This is a genomic window from Kitasatospora indigofera (assembly GCF_014655955.1).
GTDB classification, from domain to species: Bacteria; Actinomycetota; Actinomycetes; order Streptomycetales; family Streptomycetaceae; genus Kitasatospora; species Kitasatospora indigofera.
On record NZ_BNBO01000004.1, the window covers coordinates 322,598 to 340,301 of the forward strand.

At 74.8% G+C, this 17,704-nt stretch carries 16 protein-coding genes and 1 riboswitch; of the genes, 11 read left to right on the forward strand and 5 right to left on the reverse strand.

What is annotated here, in order from left to right; genetic code table 11:
- Positions 1 to 32 precede the first annotated feature (32 nt).
- Entirely contained in the window at positions 33 to 674 is a 642-nt protein-coding gene (locus tag IE329_RS06575) for a TetR/AcrR family transcriptional regulator (protein ID WP_190209835.1), read from the reverse strand.
- 195 nt (positions 675 to 869) lie between these two features.
- Positions 870 to 962: riboswitch (ZMP/ZTP riboswitch) on the forward strand.
- 20 nt (positions 963 to 982) lie between these two features.
- Here IE329_RS06575 and IE329_RS06580 point away from each other — a divergent pair.
- Both IE329_RS06580 and IE329_RS06585 read left to right on the forward strand, forming a co-directional pair.
- A complete protein-coding gene (locus IE329_RS06580; RefSeq protein ID WP_190209836.1) occupies positions 983 to 2,458 on the forward strand; it encodes a glycine hydroxymethyltransferase in 1,476 nt (491 codons plus the stop codon).
- A gap of 177 nt (positions 2,459 to 2,635) precedes the next feature.
- Entirely contained in the window at positions 2,636 to 3,034 is a 399-nt protein-coding gene (locus IE329_RS06585) for a hypothetical protein (protein ID WP_190209837.1), read from the forward strand.
- A 106-nt stretch (positions 3,035 to 3,140) separates the two neighbouring features.
- Here the strand turns inward: IE329_RS06585 and IE329_RS06590 are convergent, their stop codons facing one another.
- Positions 3,141 to 3,386, reverse strand: a complete 246-nt coding sequence (locus IE329_RS06590) for a hypothetical protein (protein ID WP_190209838.1) — start codon at positions 3,384 to 3,386, stop codon at positions 3,141 to 3,143.
- A 203-nt stretch (positions 3,387 to 3,589) separates the two neighbouring features.
- On the opposite strand from IE329_RS06590, the gene IE329_RS06595 reads away from it, so the two are divergent.
- On the forward strand, positions 3,590 to 4,705 hold the full coding sequence (locus IE329_RS06595; RefSeq protein ID WP_373311089.1) for a nucleotidyl transferase AbiEii/AbiGii toxin family protein: 1,116 nt from the start codon (positions 3,590 to 3,592) through the stop codon (positions 4,703 to 4,705).
- A gap of 27 nt (positions 4,706 to 4,732) precedes the next feature.
- Here the strand turns inward: IE329_RS06595 and IE329_RS06600 are convergent, their stop codons facing one another.
- Both IE329_RS06600 and IE329_RS06605 read right to left on the reverse strand, forming a co-directional pair.
- Entirely contained in the window at positions 4,733 to 5,812 is a 1,080-nt protein-coding gene (locus IE329_RS06600; protein ID WP_190209840.1) for a zinc-binding dehydrogenase, read from the reverse strand.
- A gap of 67 nt (positions 5,813 to 5,879) precedes the next feature.
- Entirely contained in the window at positions 5,880 to 7,298 is a 1,419-nt protein-coding gene (locus IE329_RS06605) for an aldehyde dehydrogenase family protein (protein ID WP_190209841.1), read from the reverse strand.
- A 201-nt stretch (positions 7,299 to 7,499) separates the two neighbouring features.
- Between IE329_RS06605 and IE329_RS06610 the strand changes: the two genes are divergently transcribed.
- From IE329_RS06610 to IE329_RS06620, 3 genes are read left to right on the forward strand one after another with little or no spacing between them, the layout of a single operon-like run.
- Entirely contained in the window at positions 7,500 to 8,024 is a 525-nt protein-coding gene (locus IE329_RS06610; RefSeq protein ID WP_190209842.1) for a PadR family transcriptional regulator, read from the forward strand.
- Positions 8,024 to 8,827, forward strand: a complete 804-nt coding sequence (locus IE329_RS06615; RefSeq protein WP_190209843.1) for an ABC transporter ATP-binding protein — start codon at positions 8,024 to 8,026, stop codon at positions 8,825 to 8,827. Before IE329_RS06610 ends, IE329_RS06615 begins: the two co-directional genes overlap by 1 nt.
- A complete protein-coding gene (locus tag IE329_RS06620; protein WP_190209844.1) occupies positions 8,824 to 11,283 on the forward strand; it encodes an FtsX-like permease family protein in 2,460 nt (819 codons plus the stop codon). The genes IE329_RS06615 and IE329_RS06620 overlap by 4 nt, the downstream gene beginning before the upstream one ends.
- Positions 11,284 to 11,419: 136 nt before the next feature.
- Here the strand turns inward: IE329_RS06620 and IE329_RS06625 are convergent, their stop codons facing one another.
- On the reverse strand, positions 11,420 to 12,277 hold the full coding sequence (locus IE329_RS06625; RefSeq protein ID WP_190209845.1) for a GntR family transcriptional regulator: 858 nt from the start codon (positions 12,275 to 12,277) through the stop codon (positions 11,420 to 11,422).
- Positions 12,278 to 12,591: 314 nt separating this feature from the next.
- Between IE329_RS06625 and IE329_RS06630 the strand changes: the two genes are divergently transcribed.
- The 5 genes from IE329_RS06630 to IE329_RS06650 all read left to right on the forward strand — a co-directional run.
- Positions 12,592 to 13,881, forward strand: coding sequence for an extracellular solute-binding protein (locus IE329_RS06630; protein WP_190209846.1), 1,290 nt, complete (start codon positions 12,592 to 12,594; stop codon positions 13,879 to 13,881).
- Between the two features lie 13 nt (positions 13,882 to 13,894).
- Positions 13,895 to 14,866: a carbohydrate ABC transporter permease gene (locus IE329_RS06635; protein WP_190209847.1), complete on the forward strand. Its 972-nt coding sequence runs from the start codon at positions 13,895 to 13,897 to the stop codon at positions 14,864 to 14,866.
- Positions 14,863 to 15,705, forward strand: a complete 843-nt coding sequence (locus IE329_RS06640; RefSeq protein ID WP_190209848.1) for a carbohydrate ABC transporter permease — start codon at positions 14,863 to 14,865, stop codon at positions 15,703 to 15,705. Before IE329_RS06635 ends, IE329_RS06640 begins: the two co-directional genes overlap by 4 nt.
- 34 nt (positions 15,706 to 15,739) lie before the next feature.
- Positions 15,740 to 17,269, forward strand: a complete 1,530-nt coding sequence (locus tag IE329_RS06645; RefSeq protein WP_190209849.1) for a beta-N-acetylhexosaminidase — start codon at positions 15,740 to 15,742, stop codon at positions 17,267 to 17,269.
- Between the two features lie 117 nt (positions 17,270 to 17,386).
- Positions 17,387 to 17,704: cellulose binding domain-containing protein (locus IE329_RS06650; protein ID WP_308438344.1), on the forward strand; the 318-nt coding region annotated here is incomplete at its 3' end.

The window sequence follows — 17,704 nt, forward strand, 5'->3', positions numbered from 1 at the left end:
GGTGGGGGTGGCGGTGAGGGTGGGGGTGACGCTCATCGGCCGGTGCCGCCGCCCGGGCGGTCCGGGCCGGCCGGGGGCATCGGGTGGCCCAGGGCCCGCAGGGCGAACCCCGACAGGGCCGGGACGAGCTGTTCGGCCGGCCCGCCGTCGGCCAGCGGGCCGACCAGCGCCTCGCCGACGGCGCCGACCAGGGCGGCCGCGGTGAGCTGCGGATCCTGTGCGGGCAGCCGGCCGGCGGCCACGCCCTCGGCGATCAGACCGGCGATCAGGTCCCGGAAGGCCAGCCGGAAGACCAGCCGTTCGGCGTCCACCTCGGGATCGACCGGCTCGGCGAGCAGGGCGAAGGCCAGCCGCGGTGCCCGCAGCGCCCGGCCCGCGAAGGTGCCGATCACCGAGGCCACCTGGGCCGGCAGGTCGCCCTCGAACGCGGCGGCCGCGCGCACCGCCGCCACCTCGCGGCCGACCACCTCGCGGAACAGCTCGGCCACCAGCTCGGCCTTGTTCGGGAAGCACCGGTAGACGCTGCCGGTGGCGATCCCCGCGCGCTGCGCGACGGCCGCCACCGAGCAGGCGGCGTAACCGTGTTCGGAGAGCAGCGCGGTGGCGGCGGCGAGTACGGAGGCGCGCTGGGCGTCGAGCCGGGCCTGGGCGGCCGGGGTCCTGCGATAGGCCATGGCAAGAAGTGAAGCAGTGATTCAGTGCCTCATCAATACCCCTGCGCGGCCGGATCCGACGGCGTCCCCCGGGCCCCGCGCCGACCACCGCGCCGGCCGCCGCGGGCCGCGGCGCGGCCGCTCCCGGGCCCGGCCGGCGGCCTCCGTCCCGCATCGTGAACCCGCCGCCGCCGCGCCCGGCGCACTGTTACGATCCCGGTGAGCCGCGACTGGCGCGACAGAGATGGAATCAACCATCGGGAAGCGGCTCCGTGTCTCACGTTGTCGCCGTGCGCCTGGGCCGTCCGAACCGAGCGAGGAGACCCACCTTGCCTGCCCAGGCCCCCGAGAACGCCACCCCGCACACCACCGCGTCGCCCGCCGCCAACACCGCCTTCCGCAGCGCCCTGGACGTCGTGCGCCAGGTCGAGCCGCGGATCGCCGACGCCATCGGCGCCGAGGTCGAGGACCAGCGCGCCTCCCTCAAGCTGATCGCCAGCGAGAACTACGCCTCGCCCGCCGTGCTGCTCGCGATGGGCAACTGGTTCAGCGACAAGTACGCCGAGGGCACCGTCGGCCGCCGCTTCTACGCCGGCTGCCGCAACGTCGACACCGTCGAGGCGCTCGCCGCCGAGCACGCCCGCGAGCTGTTCGGCGCCCAGCACGCCTACGTCCAGCCGCACTCCGGCATCGACGCCAACCTGGTCGCCTTCTGGGCGGTGCTCTCCCAGCGGGTGGAGAGCCCGGCGCTGGCCCGCGCCCAGGCCCGGCACGTCAACGACCTCACCGAGCAGGACTGGGCGCAGCTGCGCCAGGAGCTCGGCAACCAGCGGATGCTGGGCATGTCCCTGGACACCGGCGGCCACCTCACGCACGGTTTCCGGCCCAACATCTCCGGCAAGATGTTCGAGCAGCGCAGCTACGGCACCGACCCGGCCACCGGCCTGATCGACTACGACGCGCTGCGCGCCACCGCCCGCGAGTTCCGCCCGCTGATCCTGGTGGCCGGCTACTCCGCGTACCCCCGGCTGGTGAACTTCCGGCTGATGCGCGAGATCGCGGACGAGGTCGGCGCCACCCTGATGGTGGACATGGCGCACTTCGCCGGCCTGGTCGCGGGCAAGGTGCTGACCGGCGACTTCGACCCGGTGCCGCACGCCCAGATCGTCACCACCACCACCCACAAGTCGCTGCGCGGCCCGCGCGGCGGCATGGTGCTCTGCGAGTCGGAGCTGGCCGAGCACGTCGACCGGGGCTGCCCGATGGTGCTCGGCGGCCCGCTCTCGCACGTGATGGCGGCCAAGGCCGTGGCGTTCGCGGAGGCCCGCCGCCCCGAGTTCCAGGACTACGCCCGCCGGGTCGTCGAGAACGCCTCGGCGCTCGCCGAGGGCCTGCTGCGGCGCGGCGGCAAGCTGGTCACCGGCGGCACCGACAACCACCTGGTCCTCGCCGACGTCTCCGGCCACGGCCTGACCGGCCGCCAGGCCGAGGCGGCGCTGCTCGACGCCGGCATCGTGACCAACCGCAACGCCGTCCCGCAGGACCCGAACGGCGCCTGGTACACCTCCGGCGTCCGCCTCGGCACCCCCGCCCTGACCACCCGTGGCCTGGGCGTCGCGGAGATGGACGAGATCGCCGGCCTGATCGACACGGTGCTGCGCGGCACCACCCCGGTCACCGCCGCCTCCGGCGCGCCGTCCAAGGCCCAGTACACGCTGGACGAGGCGCTGCGCGACGGCGTGGCCAAGCGCTCCGCCGACCTGCTGGCGGGCTTCCCGCTGTACCCGGGCATCGACCTGGCCTGAGCCCGGCGGGTGCCCCGGCCGGCGCCGGCCGGGGCACCCGAAGAGCCGCTCCCGGACAACCGCTCCTCCCGGACTGCCGAGCAGTCAAATGACCGATGCCGCACGGATGACTGCGACGCGACAGTGGAACTGCCCGGCGGACAGACACGCCGGTTCCACACCACGGGAGTTGTCACTGTGAAGACGTTTTCGGGCCGGTTGGCGAAGTCGGCGGGCGTTCTGGGCCTCGCGGTCGCGGCACTGACCACCGTGTCGGCATCCCCGGCGACGGCGAGCACCTCCGCCACGGCCGGCTGCACCAAGTACTACCGCTACGACAACATCCAGGTCCAGGTGGACAACTGCTCGGACGGCTGGGTCTGGATCTACACCGAGAAGGGCAGCTTCTCCAAGGGCATCGTCCACGTCACGAACAGCGACAACGGCGGCGAGGCGGGGGTGCTGGAGGCGGCGCAGGGCAAGTCCAACGCGTCCAAGTTCGTCCAGGTCAGGAGCATCACGATCTGCGGCGTCCAGCAGTACAGCTGGGCTCCGCCCACCTGGTGGACCTACTGCGCCAACACGATCAACCTGTGACCGCCGGGCCGTGACCGCCCTCGCGATCACGGCCCGGCGCGGAGCGACGGCGCCCGGCCGGCCGACGCGCGGGAACGCGCGTCCGGCGGGAGCCGCCGGACCCGGCTCAGCGGGCCGGCCGGGGCTCCGGGCTCCCGTAGGACGGGACGAGGGACAGCGGGAGCCCGGCGTCCAGCAGCGGGCCGTAGTCGAACCAGCCGACCAGCGCGGCCCCCTCGGGCGTCCCCGCGACCCGGTCGGCGGAGGCGGCGGGCGCGGTGGAGGCCAGGGCGAGGGCGGCCGCGCCGAGCACGGTCAGCAGGCCGCGCAGCCGGACGCGCGGGGGGACGGGCAGTCGGACGGGCAGTCGCATGGTGGTACTTCCTCACACCCGGGCGGCCGAGCCGGACAGTGGCTCTCGGTGCGGCCATGCTGTCAGCGGCCCGGCGCCGGGCGGCCGCGCGCCGCCCGGGGTGTCACCCGGACGAGGCACGAACACCGCCCGGCCGGCCGCCCGGCACCGCCCGGCGCGAGGGCCCGGGAGCGTTGTCGGTGCGGGCCGCTACTGTCGGCCGGGTGTACGACGACCACCGTGACGGCGACGGTGACCGGCCGGGCGGTCCGGGCGGTCCGGGCGGTCCGGGCGGTCCGGGCGGTCCGGGCGGTCCGGGCGCGAGGGGCGGGTCCGCCGGTACGGCCGGCACGTACCGGGCGGTCCGGCGCGCCGTCCTCGACCATGTGCTGGCCCTGATCGCCCGGGCGCCCTGGAGCGAGCAGCTGGTGCTGCGCGGCAGCGCGGCCATGCTCGCCTGGGCCGGCGCCGCCGCCCGCCCGCCCGGTGACCTGGACTTCGTGGTGCTGCCGCCGCTGGGCACCCCGGTCGACCGGCTGGACCCGTACCCCTACCTGGACCGGATCGGCCGGGTGCAGCAGTGGCCCGAGGCCGCCGACGGCGCGGCCGGGTACGAGATCTGGACGGACGGCGAGGCGGAGTACGAGACCCGCGGCCTGCGCGCCGCCGTCCCGCCGGAGGGGCTCGGCTGGGAGGCCGGCCCGGACGAGGACGAGCCCGACCCGCGCGATCCGGGCCCGCCGTACGGCGACCTGCTCGACCTGCTGGGCCGGTGGCCGGAGGCGGCGCCCGGCGTCCTGCTCGCCGCCGACCGGGCACGGGAGGAGGGCAACTGGACGTACGCCGGCGAGGACGGCGGCCTGCCCGGGGTCCGGCTGCGGATCCCGTGGCGGGCGCCCGGGCTGCCGCCCGGCGAACTGCAGCTGGACTTCGCCCAGGACGAGCGCTTCCCCGAGCCGCCCGTGCTGACGGCGGTGCCCAGGGGCGACGGCGGCGCCCCGGCGGTCGTCCGGACGGCGAGCCGGGCCCTCTCCCTGGCCTGGAAGCTCCGCTGGCTGCACACCGATGCCACCGTCGACGGCCGGCCGCAGGCGAAGGACCTGTACGACGCCGTCCTGCTGGCCGAGGACGGGCGCACCGCGCTGTCGCCGCGCCTGCTGCGGACGGTCCTCGGGCCCACCCCCGCGCGGGCCCCCGGGGGATTCCGGTCGCAGGACCTGCGCGTGCGGGAGGCCGACTGGGCGGCGTTCCGCGCGGACCACCCCGGGGTGCGGGGCCCGGCGGAGCAGTGGCTGGCCCGGCTCGGCACCGCCCTGGCCCGGGTGCCGGCCGGAGGGTGACCCTCGGTCAGGGCCGGCCCGGCCGGCTCAGAACACCACCAGCGAGCGGCCGCCCCGGCCCGCCGCCATCCGGTCGAAGGCGGCCGGGATCTCGTCCAGGGTGATCCGGTCGGTGATCAGCGACTCCAGGTCGAGGCGGCCGGCCCGGACGTGCTCCGCGAGCACCGGGACGTCCTTCACCGGGTCGCTGTTGCCGTAGACGCAGGCGCTGAGGGTCCGGGCGAAGTAGAAGACCTCCAGGGCGGAGAAGGAGACCAGGTCGTCCTTGCCGCCGATGCCGACCACCGTGGTGCGCCCGCCGCGCCGGGTGGCCGACCAGGCCGTCCGGATGGTGCTCGCCCGGCCGGCGCACTCGAAGGCGTGGTCGGCGCCGTGACCGCCGGTCAGCTGCCGCACCCCCTTGGCCGTCCGCTCGTCCGACAGCAGGAAGTCCGTCGCGCCGTGGCGGCGGGCCAGTTCCTCCTTCTCCGGGGTGACGTCCACCGCGACGACCGGGCCGGCCCCGGCGATCCGGGCAGCCTGCAGCACGGCGAGGCCCACCCCGCCGAGGCCGATCACCACCACCGACTCCCCGGCCCGGACCCGGGCCGCGTTGTGCACCGCGCCGTAGCCGGTCAGCACGGCGCAGCCGAGCAGCGCGGCGGCGGCCAGCGGCACGCCGTCCGGCAGCGGGATCAGGGCGCGCTCGGCGACCAGCGTCTCCTCCGCGAAGGCGGCGACGCCGAGGCCCGGGTGGACGCCGGTGCCGTCGGCGAGCGCCGCGTACGGTTCGGCGGAGGCACCGGCGGAGTTCTCGCAGAGCCACGGTTCGCCCAGCGAGCAGAGGTGGCAGCTGCCGCAGGCGGGTGCCCAGTTGAGGACGACGGCGTCGCCGGGGCGCACCGAGGTGACGCCCTCGCCGACGGCGGTCACGGTGCCCGAGCCCTCGTGGCCGAGGACCACCGGGGTGGCGGCCCGCAGCAGGCCGGTGGCCAGCGACAGGTCGGAGTGGCAGACGCCGGCGGCGGCCAGCTTCACCCGGACCTGGCCGGGGCCGGGGGCGGGCAGGTCGATCTCGACCAGCTCCAGCGGGCGGCCGGGGGCGGTGAGCAGGGCGGCGCGGACCATGGGTCCTCCTCGGAATTCGTCGGGCCCGGGGGCACCGGGGCGGGGGAGCGGTGACAGGCGGGCCGGGTCAGAACTGCAGCGACTTGGGCTGGAGGAACTCCTCCAGGCCGTGCCTCCCCAGCTCCCGGCCGAGGCCGGAGCCCTTCCAGCCGCCGAAGGGGGCCAGCGGGTTGAAGCGCCCGCCGTTGATGTCCACCTGGCCGGTGTCCATCCGCCGGGCGAAGGCGACGGCGGTGTCCTCGTCGGCCGCCCAGACGCCGCCGGCCAGGCCGTAGCGGGTGCCGTTGGCGATCTCCAGGGCGTGCTCCTCGTCGCGGTACCCGAGGATCGAGAGTACCGGGCCGAAGATCTCCTCCTGGGCGGCGGCCATCCCGGGCGTGACGTCGGCGAGCACGGTCGGGCGGACGTAGAAGCCGGTGTCCAGGCCCTCGGGGGCCTCCGGGCCGCCGGCCACCAGCCGGGCGCCCTCGGCCAGGGCGCCGCGGATGTGGCCGCGGACCCGTTCGCGCTGGGCGGCGCTGACCACCGGGCCGACCCTGGTCGCCGGATCGGCCGGGTCGCCGGGGACGTACTTGGCCGCGGCCTTGGCGGCGATCGCCACGGCCTCCTCGTACTGGTCCTGGTGGACCAGCAGCCGGGTCCAGGCGCTGCAGGTCTGGCCGGAGTTGGCGAAGACGTTGCCGACGTTGACGTTCACGGCGCGGGCCAGGTCGGCGCCGGGCAGCACCACGTTGGCGGACTTGCCGCCCAGCTCCAGGGCGACCCGCTTGATGCCGCGCCCGGCGGTCTCCGCGACCGTCCGGCCGACGGCGGTGGAGCCGGTGAAGGAGACCAGGTCGACGTCCGGGTGCCCGGCGAGGGCCGCGCCGGCGACCGGGCCGAGGCCGGTGACCAGGTTGAACACCCCGGCCGGGAAGCCCGCCTCGTGCACCAGCCGGGCGAACAGCCGGGCCACCAGCGGGGTGTCCTCGGCCGGCTTGAGGACGACGGTGCAGCCGGCCGCGAGGGCGGGCACCACCTTGGCGACGATCTGGTGCAGCGGGTAGTTCCAGGGGGTGATCGCGGCGACCACGCCGACGGGCTCCGCGAACACCGTGGAGTTGCCGGTCCGCTCCTGGAACCCGTACCCGGCCAGGATGCCCAGGTAGGAGTCGGCGACGGCGAGCGGCAGCCCGGCCTGGACGGCGGTGGCGAAGCCGATCGGGCAGCCGAGTTCGGCGACCACCGTCGTGGCGATCTCCTCCTGGGCGGCGGCCAGGCCGTCCCGCAGCCGGGTCAGCGGGGCCAGGCGCTGCTCGGGGGTGGTGGCGCCCCAGCCGCGGGCGGCGGCCCGGGCGGCGCGGACGGCGGCGTCGACGTCGGCGGGGCCACCGGCCGGGACGGTGGCGAGGACCTGCTCGGTGGCCGGGTCGAGCACCGGCAGGGAGTCGGCGGTGAGGGCAGGACGCCAGGCTCCGCCGATGTACTGGTCGGTGTGCTGCGGCACGAGGGTGGTCCTTTCCTGGGCCGGCCCGGCGGGTGCCGCACCGTGTCATAACTAGCGATGCTAGTTAACGCCGCGCATCACCGGCGGCGCAAGGGTTCCCCGCCGCGGAAGGAGTGTCACCCCGAGGCCCGCCGGGTGCCTCCGGAGCGGCGCCGGCGGCACTATGAACTGAGTGTATAAACCGAGTGTATAGTCGCCGGCATGTCACTCGGACACACCATCCTCGGGCTCCTGGAGTCCCGGCCGCGCCACGGGTACGACCTGAAGCGCGCCTACGACGAGCGCTTCGGGCGCACCCGCTCCCTGCACTACGGGCAGGTCTACTCGACCCTTTCCAGACTGCTCAGGAACGGCCTGGTCGAGGTCGAGGGCGTGGAGGCCGGCGACGGCCCCGACCGCAAGCGGTACACCATCACCGAGGCCGGCGTCACCGACGTCGCCGAGTGGCTCACCCGCCCCGAGAGCCCCGAGCCGTACCTGCAGAACACCCTGTACGCCAAGGTCGTCCTCGCCGTGCTGACCGGCCGCCGCCCGCAGGACGTCCTGGATGTCCAGCGCACCGAGCACCTGCGCCAGATGCGCGAACTGACCCGCCGCAAGCTGGACGGGGACCTCGCCGACCAGCTGATCTGCGACCACGCCCTGTTCCACCTGGAGGCCGACCTGCGCTGGCTGGAACTGACCGCCGCGCGTCTGGACGACCTGAAGCGGGAGGTCCGGCCCTGATGCCGATCCACCCCGTCGAACCGGTCGGTCCCGCCGGCCCCGCCGGGCGGGCCCCCGCGCCGGCCGTCCCCGCGCCCGCCCGGGCCGCCCGCCCCGCGCCCGCCCCGCACGAGCCGCTCCCGGACGGCGCCGACCTGCTCACCGCCACCGGACTGCGCAAGAGCTTCGGCCCGACCACCGCCCTGGACGGCGCCTCGCTCTCCGTCGCCCCCGGCGAACTCCTCGCCGTGATGGGCGCGTCCGGCTCCGGCAAGTCCACCCTGCTGCACTGCCTGGCCGGCATCACCCGGCCCGACGGCGGCACCGTCAGCTACCGGGGGCAGGACCTCGCGGGGCTCTCCGACTCCCGGCGCAGCGCCCTGCGCCGGAGCGAGTTCGGGTTCCTCTTCCAGTTCGGCCAGCTCGTCCCCGAACTCTCCTGCCTGGAGAACGTCGCCCTCCCGCTGCGGCTGGCCGGCCTGCGCCGCCGCCGGGCCGAGGACCAGGCCTGGGAGTGGCTGGAACGGCTGGAGGTGGCCGACGCCGCCGCCAAGCGGCCCGGTGAGATGTCCGGCGGCCAGGGCCAGCGCGTCGCCGTCGCCCGGGCCCTGGTCACCGGACCACGGGTGGTCTTCGCCGACGAACCCACCGGCTCCCTCGACTCGCTGAACGGCGAACGCGTGCTGCAACTGCTGCGCCGGGCCGCCAAGGACTCCGCCGCCGCCGTCGTGCTGGTCACCCACGAGCCCAGGGTGGCCGCCTACGCCGACCGCGAGGTCGTGGTCCGCGACGGCCGCACCCGCGACCTGGGGGCCGGACGGTGACCGGACGCCCCGCGGACGCCGGGACGCTCCGGTGGCCGGGCCCCGGCCAGCTCGCCATGGGCGCCCGGCTCGCCGTCACCGGGGGCCGGGACAGCGTGGTCCGCACCGCGCTGACCGCGCTGGGCGTCGGGCTCGGCGTCGCCATGCTGCTGTTCGCCTCCGCGGTCCCCGCCATGAAGCACCACCGCGACGACCGGATCCACGCCCTGGTCGACACCATGCACGGCCGGGACGACATGCCCCGCTCGGCCGGCACCCTGCTGCTGCTCGACGCCGGCACCCAGTACCGGGACGCCGTGATCCGGGGCCGGTACGTCCGGCCGGAGGGCCCGGAGGCACCGCTGCCGCCAGGCCTCGACCGGTTCCCCGAGCCCGGCCGGATGTTCGTCTCACCGGCCCTGCGCGACCTGCTCGGCTCTCCCGAGGGCGCGCTGCTGCGCGAGCGCCTGCCGGCCCCGGTCACCGGCGAGGTGGGCGAGGCCGGCCTGACCGGGCCGCGGGACCTCACCTTCTGGATCGGCAGCGACACCCTGACCGTCGGGAGCGCCGCGGACCCGGCCGGCGGCGCCGGAGCGCAGGCCCCCTGGCCGGGCGCCACCAGGCTGGACAGTTTCGGCGACGTCTACCCGCCCCGGGAACTCGAACCCCTGCTGCTCCTGCTGAGCGTGGTCGGCATCGTCGTCCTGCTCACGCCGGTGGCGCTGTTCGTGGCCGCCGCGACCCGGTTCGGCGGCGAGGCCCGCGACCGCAGGCTCGCCGCCCTGCGGCTGGCCGGGGCCGACCGGAGCATGACCGCCCGGATCGCCGCCGGCGAGTCGCTGGCCGGCGCCGTGCTCGGACTCGCCCTCGGCTGGCTGTTCTTCCTGCTGGGCCGGCAGCTGGGCGAACGGATCGCGGTCAACGGCGTGAGCGTCTTCGCCCGGGACGTGAATCCCCAGCCCCTGCTCGCCGCCGCCGTGATGGCGGCGGTGCCCGTCCTCGCGGTCGGGGTCACCCTGGTGGCGATGCGGCAGGTCGCCGTCGAGCCGATGGGCCTGGTCCGGCCCGCCCGTCCGGTCCGGCGGCGGATGTGGTGGCGGCTCGCCGTCCCGGCGGCCGGCGCCGCGCTGCTCGCCGCCGTCGCCACCGGCGCGACCCGGGACGCCGGGGGCCTCGCCGTGGAGGCGGGGAGCCTGACGGCGGTCGTCGGCCTCGGGGCGTACACCGACCCGCTGGCCCTGACCGCCCTGGTGGCCGGGCTGGTGCTGCTGCTGGCCGGGATCGCCGTCCTGCTGCCCGCGCTGCTCGACCTGGTCACCGGCCGGCTCACCGGCGGCCCGCCGTCCTGGCAGCTGGCCGTCCGGCGGCTCCAGCTGAGCGGCGGGTCGGCGGCCCGCGGGACCGCCGCCGTGGTGGTCGCGGTCGCCGGGGCGATCGCGTTGCAGAGCCTGTTCAGCGGCGTCGCCGCCGACGAGTCGGCCCGGTCCGAACGGGCGGCGGCCGAACCGGGGCTGTCCGCCCCGGCCTCGGCGGCCGCCCGGGTGTCCCTCCTCCGCGGGGGCGGGCGGAGCGCCGAGTACGCGGGGCGGCTGCGCGGGGCCGCCGGCACCACCGCGGTCGTCGGCTACGACGAGCTGTTCCTGACCGCCGGGGCGTCCGGCGAGCGGGCCCGGGTGATGGTCGGCGACTGCGCGGCGCTGGGCACCGTCGCCGTGCTGGCGTCCTGCGCCGACGGGAGCGTCTTCCTCGCGGGCGCCGACGGGGACCGCGCGGCGCCCCGTCCGGGCACGACGCTGGCGCCGGTGTACGCCGGTCCGCAGGCGGCGGGCTGGCGCCTGCCGGCCGGGCTGCCCGCGGTGGCTGCGCGCGACACCCCGTTCGCCCGGGGCCCGGGCGCGTTGCTGCTGGCCACGCCCGGGGCGGTGCCGCCGCAGCTGCTGGCCGCCGCCGACGGGGTGGTCGAGCTGGCCGTGGACCCGGCCGTGCCCGACGCCCGTGACCTCGTCCGGAACGCCGTGGCGCAGGTCCTGCCCGGGGCCGGGCCGGTCTTCGGCGACCGGTCGGCCGACAGCTCCGACCGGGCCTTCCGCAGTGTGGCGCGGGTGCTGACCGCCGCGGTGACGGTCACCCTGCTGCTCGTCGCGGCCAGCATGCTGGTCGGGGTGCAGGAGCAACTGCGGGAGCGGCGACGGGTGCTGGCCTCCCTGATGGCCTTCGGCACCCGCCGCCGGACGCTCGGCCGGTCGGTTCTGTGGCAGAGCGCGGTGCCCCTGCTGCTGGGCCTGGTGCCGGCGGCGGCCGTCGGGGCGGGGCTGGGCGGCGTGCTGCTCCGGCTCGCCGGGCTGCCGGTGCACATCGCCTGGACCGGCGTGCTGGCGATGGCGGGCACGGCCGTGGCGGCCGTCCTCGGCGTCACCGTGCTGACGTTGCCGGTGCTGTTCCGGACGGCGCGGCCGGACGGGCTCCGCTTCGAGTAGCCGCGGCGGACCGGCGGACCGGCCAGGACGGCTGAAGCGGACACGACGGCCCGGGCGGGGTGGCGACACCCGGCCCGGGCCGTCGTCACGCCCGGTCGTCGCCCCGCCCGGGCCCCGGCCGGCCCCGCCCCGGCGGTCAGGGCGTCGGCTGGACGTCGCCGACCGTCACCGTCCGGCCGCCCGCCCCGTTGGTCAGGTCGCCCGGCGGGATGCCGGGGTGGTGCCGGGAGGCGTCCTGGTCCGTCGCGGGCGCGGGGTGGCCCGGGTCGGCGAGGGAGATCCGGGAGACGATCCGGTAACGGTCGCCGCGGTACAGCGAGTGCACGTACTCCACCGGCCGGCCCGTCCCGTCGGTGGTCAGCCGCTCGAAGAGCAGGGCGGGCGAGAGCACGGGGACGCTGAGCAGCCGCGCCTCCCGCTCGCTGGTGACGGTGGGTTCGATGGACTGGACGGCCTGGTGGACCTGGATGCCGTGCTGGTCCCGGAGGAGTTCGTAGAAGTCCCCGGATTCCATGTCCGCCGGTGTCAGCCCCGGCACCAGCGCGGCGGGTACGTGCAGGTGCTCGATCGCCATCGGTTCGCCGTCGACCAGCCGGAGTCTGGCGATGTAGACGATTTCGGCGGCGGGCGAGATGTGCAGTTTCCGGCCGACCCGGGCGCCCGCCTGGATGACGGAGAACTCCAGCACCCGGCTGGCCCAGCTGCCGGCGGCGCGGGGCAGGACGAACGCGCTGTCCTCACCGGCCATCGCCAGTTCCTGGGTGATCTTGGCCGGTGCCACGAACATGCCCCGGCCGTGCTCGCGCACGATCAGCCCGGTGGTGACGAGTTCGTCCACCGCCGCCCGCAGGGTCGGCCGGGAGACCCCGAGTTGTTCGCACAGGGCCCGTTCGGAGGGGATCGGGTCACCGGCGGCCTGCGATTCGACGAGATTCCTGAGGTAGTCGCGGACTCGCGTGCGCTTGAGAACGGGACCGGAGTCCTCGGCGCCCATGGACGGATCTCCTTCTTCTGCGGTCGGACATATGACCAGCCGAGACTAGCCAGATGTTGACCAGTTTGCCAGTGCCCGGCGGCCCGTGGGGGCCCGTTTCCGTTGTCGTTGGCCGGTCAGACCGTGGTCGGGGGTCGTTCGGGCCAGATTGACCAGGTACTGACCAGTGGAACCGGTTACCCGGATGTTTCCAGGAGATCCGCCCCGTCCGTAGGTCTTGACGCGCCAAGTGGTCCATGCCACCTTCTCTTACCAGTGCCGCTCCAGTCGGTAACTGGTAAGTTCCACCGCTCCCCTTCGAGGTGACCTCCTCCATGAGACCCCCCGCGCTCTCCGGCCTGCGCTCCGCCACCGCCCTCGCCGCGGCCGGCGTACTGGCCCTCACCGGCCTCACCGCCTGCTCCTCGTCCTCCGACGGCGGCTCCGACGCCGCCGCGCCGTCCCGGCTGACGGTCTGGATCATGCGCGACAGCGTCTCCGACGGATTCCTCCAGCGCTTCCGGGCCGACTACGAGGCCACGCACGCGGGCACCACCCTGGACATCCAGATTCAGGAGTGGGACGGCATCGGGCAGAAGATCACCAGCGCGCTGGCCAGCAAGGACGCCCCGGACGTCATCGAGGTCGGCAACACCCAGGTCGCACAGTACGCGGCCAGCGGCGGCGTCAAGGACCTCTCCGACAAGGTCAGCGACCTCCAGGGCGGCGACTGGATCCCGGGCCTGGCCGAGCCCGGGAAGATCGACGGCAAGCAGTACGGCATCCCGTGGTACGCCGCGAACCGGGTCGTCATCTACCACAAGGACCTCTTCGCGCAGGCCGGCATCACCACCCCGCCGAAGACCCGCGACGAGTGGATCGCCGACACCACCAAGCTCAACACCGGTGGCAACGACGGGATCTACCTCAGCGGCCAGACCTGGTACGCACTGGCCGGCTTCGTCTGGGACGAGGGCGGCGACCTGGCGGCCAAGGGGGCCGACGGCAAGTGGAAGGGAACCCTGGACACCCCGCAGGCCAAGGCCGGGATGGACTTCTACCAGAAGCTCCAGGCCCTCGGCAGCGGCCCGAAGGACTCCGACGAGGCCAAGCCGCTGCAGGCCGAGGTGTTCGCCAAGGGCAAGAGCGCGCAGGTCATCTCCACCCCCGGCGGCGCGGCCGCGATCATCAAGGCCAACCCCGCGCTCAAGGACAAGCTGGGCTTCTTCCCGATCCCCGGCAAGACCGCGGACAAGCCCGGCGCGGTCTTCACCGGCGGCTCCGACCTGGTGATCCCCGAGTCCTCCAAGCACCAGGGCGCCGCGTACGAGGTGGTCAAGGCGCTGGCCGGCGAGAAGTGGCAGACGGACATGGCCAAGGAGATGAGCTACGTCCCCAACCGGACCTCGCTGGCCGGCGCGCTCTCCGGCAACGAGGGGGCCTCGGCGATGGCCGCCGGCGCCGTGAACGGCCACGCCACACCGAACTCCCCGAACTGGGCCGCGGTCGAGGCGAACAACCCGATCAAGCAGTACATGACCCAGGTGCTCACCGGGACCGACCCGTCGGCCGCGGGCCGCACCGCCACCGAGTCCATCACCAAGGCCCTCAACAGCACCTCCTGACGGGAGTCACGCCGTGCTCACCGCACCCCAGGCCGACACCCGGCCGGCCGCCCCGGCGGCGCCCCCGCCCGTGCGGCGCCCGGCCCGGCGCGGCCGTCTCGCCGCCGCCTGGCCGTACCTGCTGATCGCCCCGACGCTCGTGGGCACGGCGTTCCTGCTGCTCTACCCCGTCGCCCGGAACCTGCTGATGTCCGTGCAGCACTTCCGGATGGCCGAACTCATCCGCGGCGACGCCGAGTTCGTGGGCCTCGCCAACTACACCCAGGTGCTCGGCGACCCGGACTTCTGGACGGTCACCGGCCGCACCCTGTGGTGGACCGCCCTCAACACCGGCCTGATCATGCTCATCGGCACCCTGGCCGCCCTGATGCTCAAGGCCCTCGGCCGGCGGATGCGGCTGGCCGTGATGAGCGGGCTCGTCCTCACCTGGGCGACCCCGGTGATCGCCGCCACCACCATCTTCCAGTGGCTCTTCCAGTCCCGCTTCGGAGTGGTCAACTGGGCCCTGGACGCGCTCGGGTTCCACTCGTTCCAGAACTACGCCTGGTTCGCGCACCGCGGCTCGACCTTCTTCATCCTGGTCGCCCTGATCGTCTGGCAGTCCGTCCCGTTCGCCGCCCTCACCCTGTACGGCGGCCTCACCACCATCCCCGCCGAGCTGTACGAGGCCGCCCGGCTGGACGGCGCCGGTGCCTGGCAGACCTTCCGCCTGGTCACCTTCCCGGTGCTGCGGCCGCTGTTCGCGCTGGTCACCTCGTTGGAGGTGATCTGGTGCTTCAAGTGCTTCGCCCAGATCTGGGTGATCAGCCAGGGCGGCCCGGGGGACGCCACCACCACCCTGCCGGTCTACGCCTTCCAGATCGCGCAGTCCCTGCACAAGTACGACCTGGGCTCCGCCGTCTCGACCCTGACCGTGCTGATCCTGGCCGCCGCCCTGGTGTTCAACCTGCGCCGGATGTTCCGCCAGGAAGGAGAAGCCCTGTGAACCACCCGCCGAGCCGGGCGCTGCGCCGCGTCCCGCTGAACCTCGCGGCCCTGCTCGTCCTCGCCCTCTCGGCCTTCCCGGTGTACTGGATGGCGATCACCGCCCTCAAGCCCACCGCCGACATCCAGGCCGACACCCCCACCTTCCTGCCGCTGCACCCGACCCTCGAGCACTTCCGGACGGCCGTCCACGCCGACGGGTTCGGCACCTTCTGGCGCAACAGCCTGCTGGTCACCTGCGGCGCGGTGCTGATGTCCCTGGTGGTGGCGCTCTGCGCGGCGTTCGCCGTCGGACGGCTGCGCTGGCGCGGACGGCGGGCCTTCATCCTGATGGTCTTCGTCGCCCAGATGGCGCCCTGGGAGGCGCTGCTGATCCCGATGTACGTGATCGCCCGCGACACCGACATGCTCGACAGCCTGACCATGCTCACCCTGGTCTACTTCATGACCACGCTGCCCTTCACCGTCGTGACCCTGCGCGGGTTCCTCGCCGCCGTCCCGGTGGAGCTGGAGGAGTCCGCCCAGGTGGACGGCTGCAGCCGGGCCGGCGCCTTCCGCCGGATCACCCTGCCGCTGCTCGCCCCGGGCCTGCTCTCCACCTCGCTGTTCGGCTTCATCACGGCCTGGAACGAGTTCGCCTTCGCCAACACCCTGATCATCAAGAACCAGGACGCCCGGACCCTCCCGGTCTGGCTCTCCTCCTTCGCCAACGTCTTCGGGACGGACTGGGGCGCCACCATGGCCGCCTCCTCGCTCTTCATGCTCCCCGTCCTGCTGGTCTTCCTCGTCCTGCAGAACAAGGTCACCTCCGGAATGACCGCCGGCGCCGTCAAGGGCTGACCGCGCCCCCCGTCCCCTCCCCAGGAGCCCCATCGTGATCATTCCGAAGCCCGCCCGACTGCTCCGCGGTCCCGGCGACTTCACCCTCGGCCCGGCCGGCACCCTCCGGGCCGACGGCGAGGCCCGCGCCGCCGGCGACCTGCTGCGCACCCTGCTCGCCCCCGCCACCGGCCTGCCGCTGCCACCCGCCCCCGCCGGGGAGGAGGCCGCCGTCGAACTGTCCCTCGACCCCGCCGACCCGGACCTCGGCGAGGAGGGCTACCACCTGCGGGTCACCCCGTTCGGCGTCCGGCTGCGGGCCGCCCGCCCGGCCGGACTGCGGCACGGCGTCCAGACCCTGCGCCAACTGCTGCCGCCCGAGGCCCTGCTGGACCGCCCGGCCCAGGACGTACCGTGGCGGATCCCCGTCGTGGAGACCACCGACGTCCCCCGGTACCCGTGGCGCGGCGTGATGGTCGACGTGGCCCGGCACTTCCAGCCGCTGCCCTTCCTGCTGCGCACCGTCGACCTGCTGGCCTTCCACAAGCTGAACGTGCTGCACCTGCACCTCACCGACGACCAGGGCTGGCGGATGCCCAGCAGCGCCTACCCGCTGCTCACCGAGATCGGCTCGGTCCGGGCCCGCTCGATGCTCGGGCAGGCCGGCAGCACCCGCTACGACGACCGCCCGCACGGCGGCTCGTACACCGTGGCCGAGCTGCGCCGGCTGGTCCGGTACGCGGCGGAGCGCGGGGTCACCGTGGTGCCCGAGATCGAGATGCCCGGCCACGCCCGGGCCGCGCTGGCCGCCTACCCGCACCTGGGCAACGTGCCCGGGCGCCGGCTGGACGTCTGGACCGACTGGGGAGTCTGCGAGAACGTCCTCGGCGTCCACGACGAGGTGCTGGAGTTCTGCCGGACCGTCCTCGGCGAGGTGCTCGACGTCTTCCCCTCCCCGTACATCCACATCGGCGGGGACGAATGCCCGACCGCGGAGTGGGAGCGGAGCCCCGACGCCCGCCGGCGCGCCGCCGAGCTCGGGCTCGCCGCGCCGAAGGAACTGCACGGATGGTTCCTCGGCCGGATCGGCGAGTTCCTGATCGAGCGGGGCCGCCGCCCGCTGTGCTGGGCCGAGGACAGCTCCTGCGGAGTGCCGCCCGAGTTCACCGTGATGCCCTGGCGCGACGGCGACCACGGCCTGGCCGCCGCCCGCCGGGGCCACGACGTGGTGATGGCGCCGCACCGCTCCACCTACCTCGACTACCCGCAGTCGGACGCGCCGACCGAGCCGCTCGGGCAGGCCGGCGAGATCGTCGACCTGCGGGCCGTCCACGACAACGAGCCGGCCCCCGCGCACTGGGAGCCCGCCGCCACCGCCCGGGTGCTCGGCACCCAGGCGCAGCTGTGGAGCGAGTTCATCACCACCGCCGAGCAGGCCGACTACCTGGCCTTCCCGCGGCTCTGCGCGCTGGCCGACCGCGCGTGGAACCCGTCCAGCGACTGGACCACCGACTTCCTGCCCGCCCTGCGCGACCACGGGCCCCGCCTGCACGCGCTGGGGATCAACCGCACCACCCCGCGGTGACCGGGACCGGTACCGGTCACACCGCCGCTCCACCCCGTAGTAATCCCGCACAGCCCCCACTCTGAAGGGATCACCGTGTCAGCACGACTCCGCATACCCGCCCGTGCCCGGACGGCGATGGCCGTCTGCACGGCCGCCGGCCTGGCCTGCGCCGCGCTCGTGACCGTGCCGGCCTCGGCCGCCACGGACTCGCTCACCGCGCAGTACCGCACCAGCGCCGGCGGCGCCACCGCCGACCAGTCCGAGCCCTGGCTGGAGATCACCAACACCGGCACCACCAGCGTGCCGCTCGCCGGCGTGACGCTGCGGTACTACTTCAAGTCGGACGGCCCGAACGTCACCTACCGCTACGCCTGCTCCTGGGCGGTCAAGGGCTGCGCCAACATCACCGGCACCTTCGGCACCCTGGCCAACCCCACGGCCACCGCCGACCGT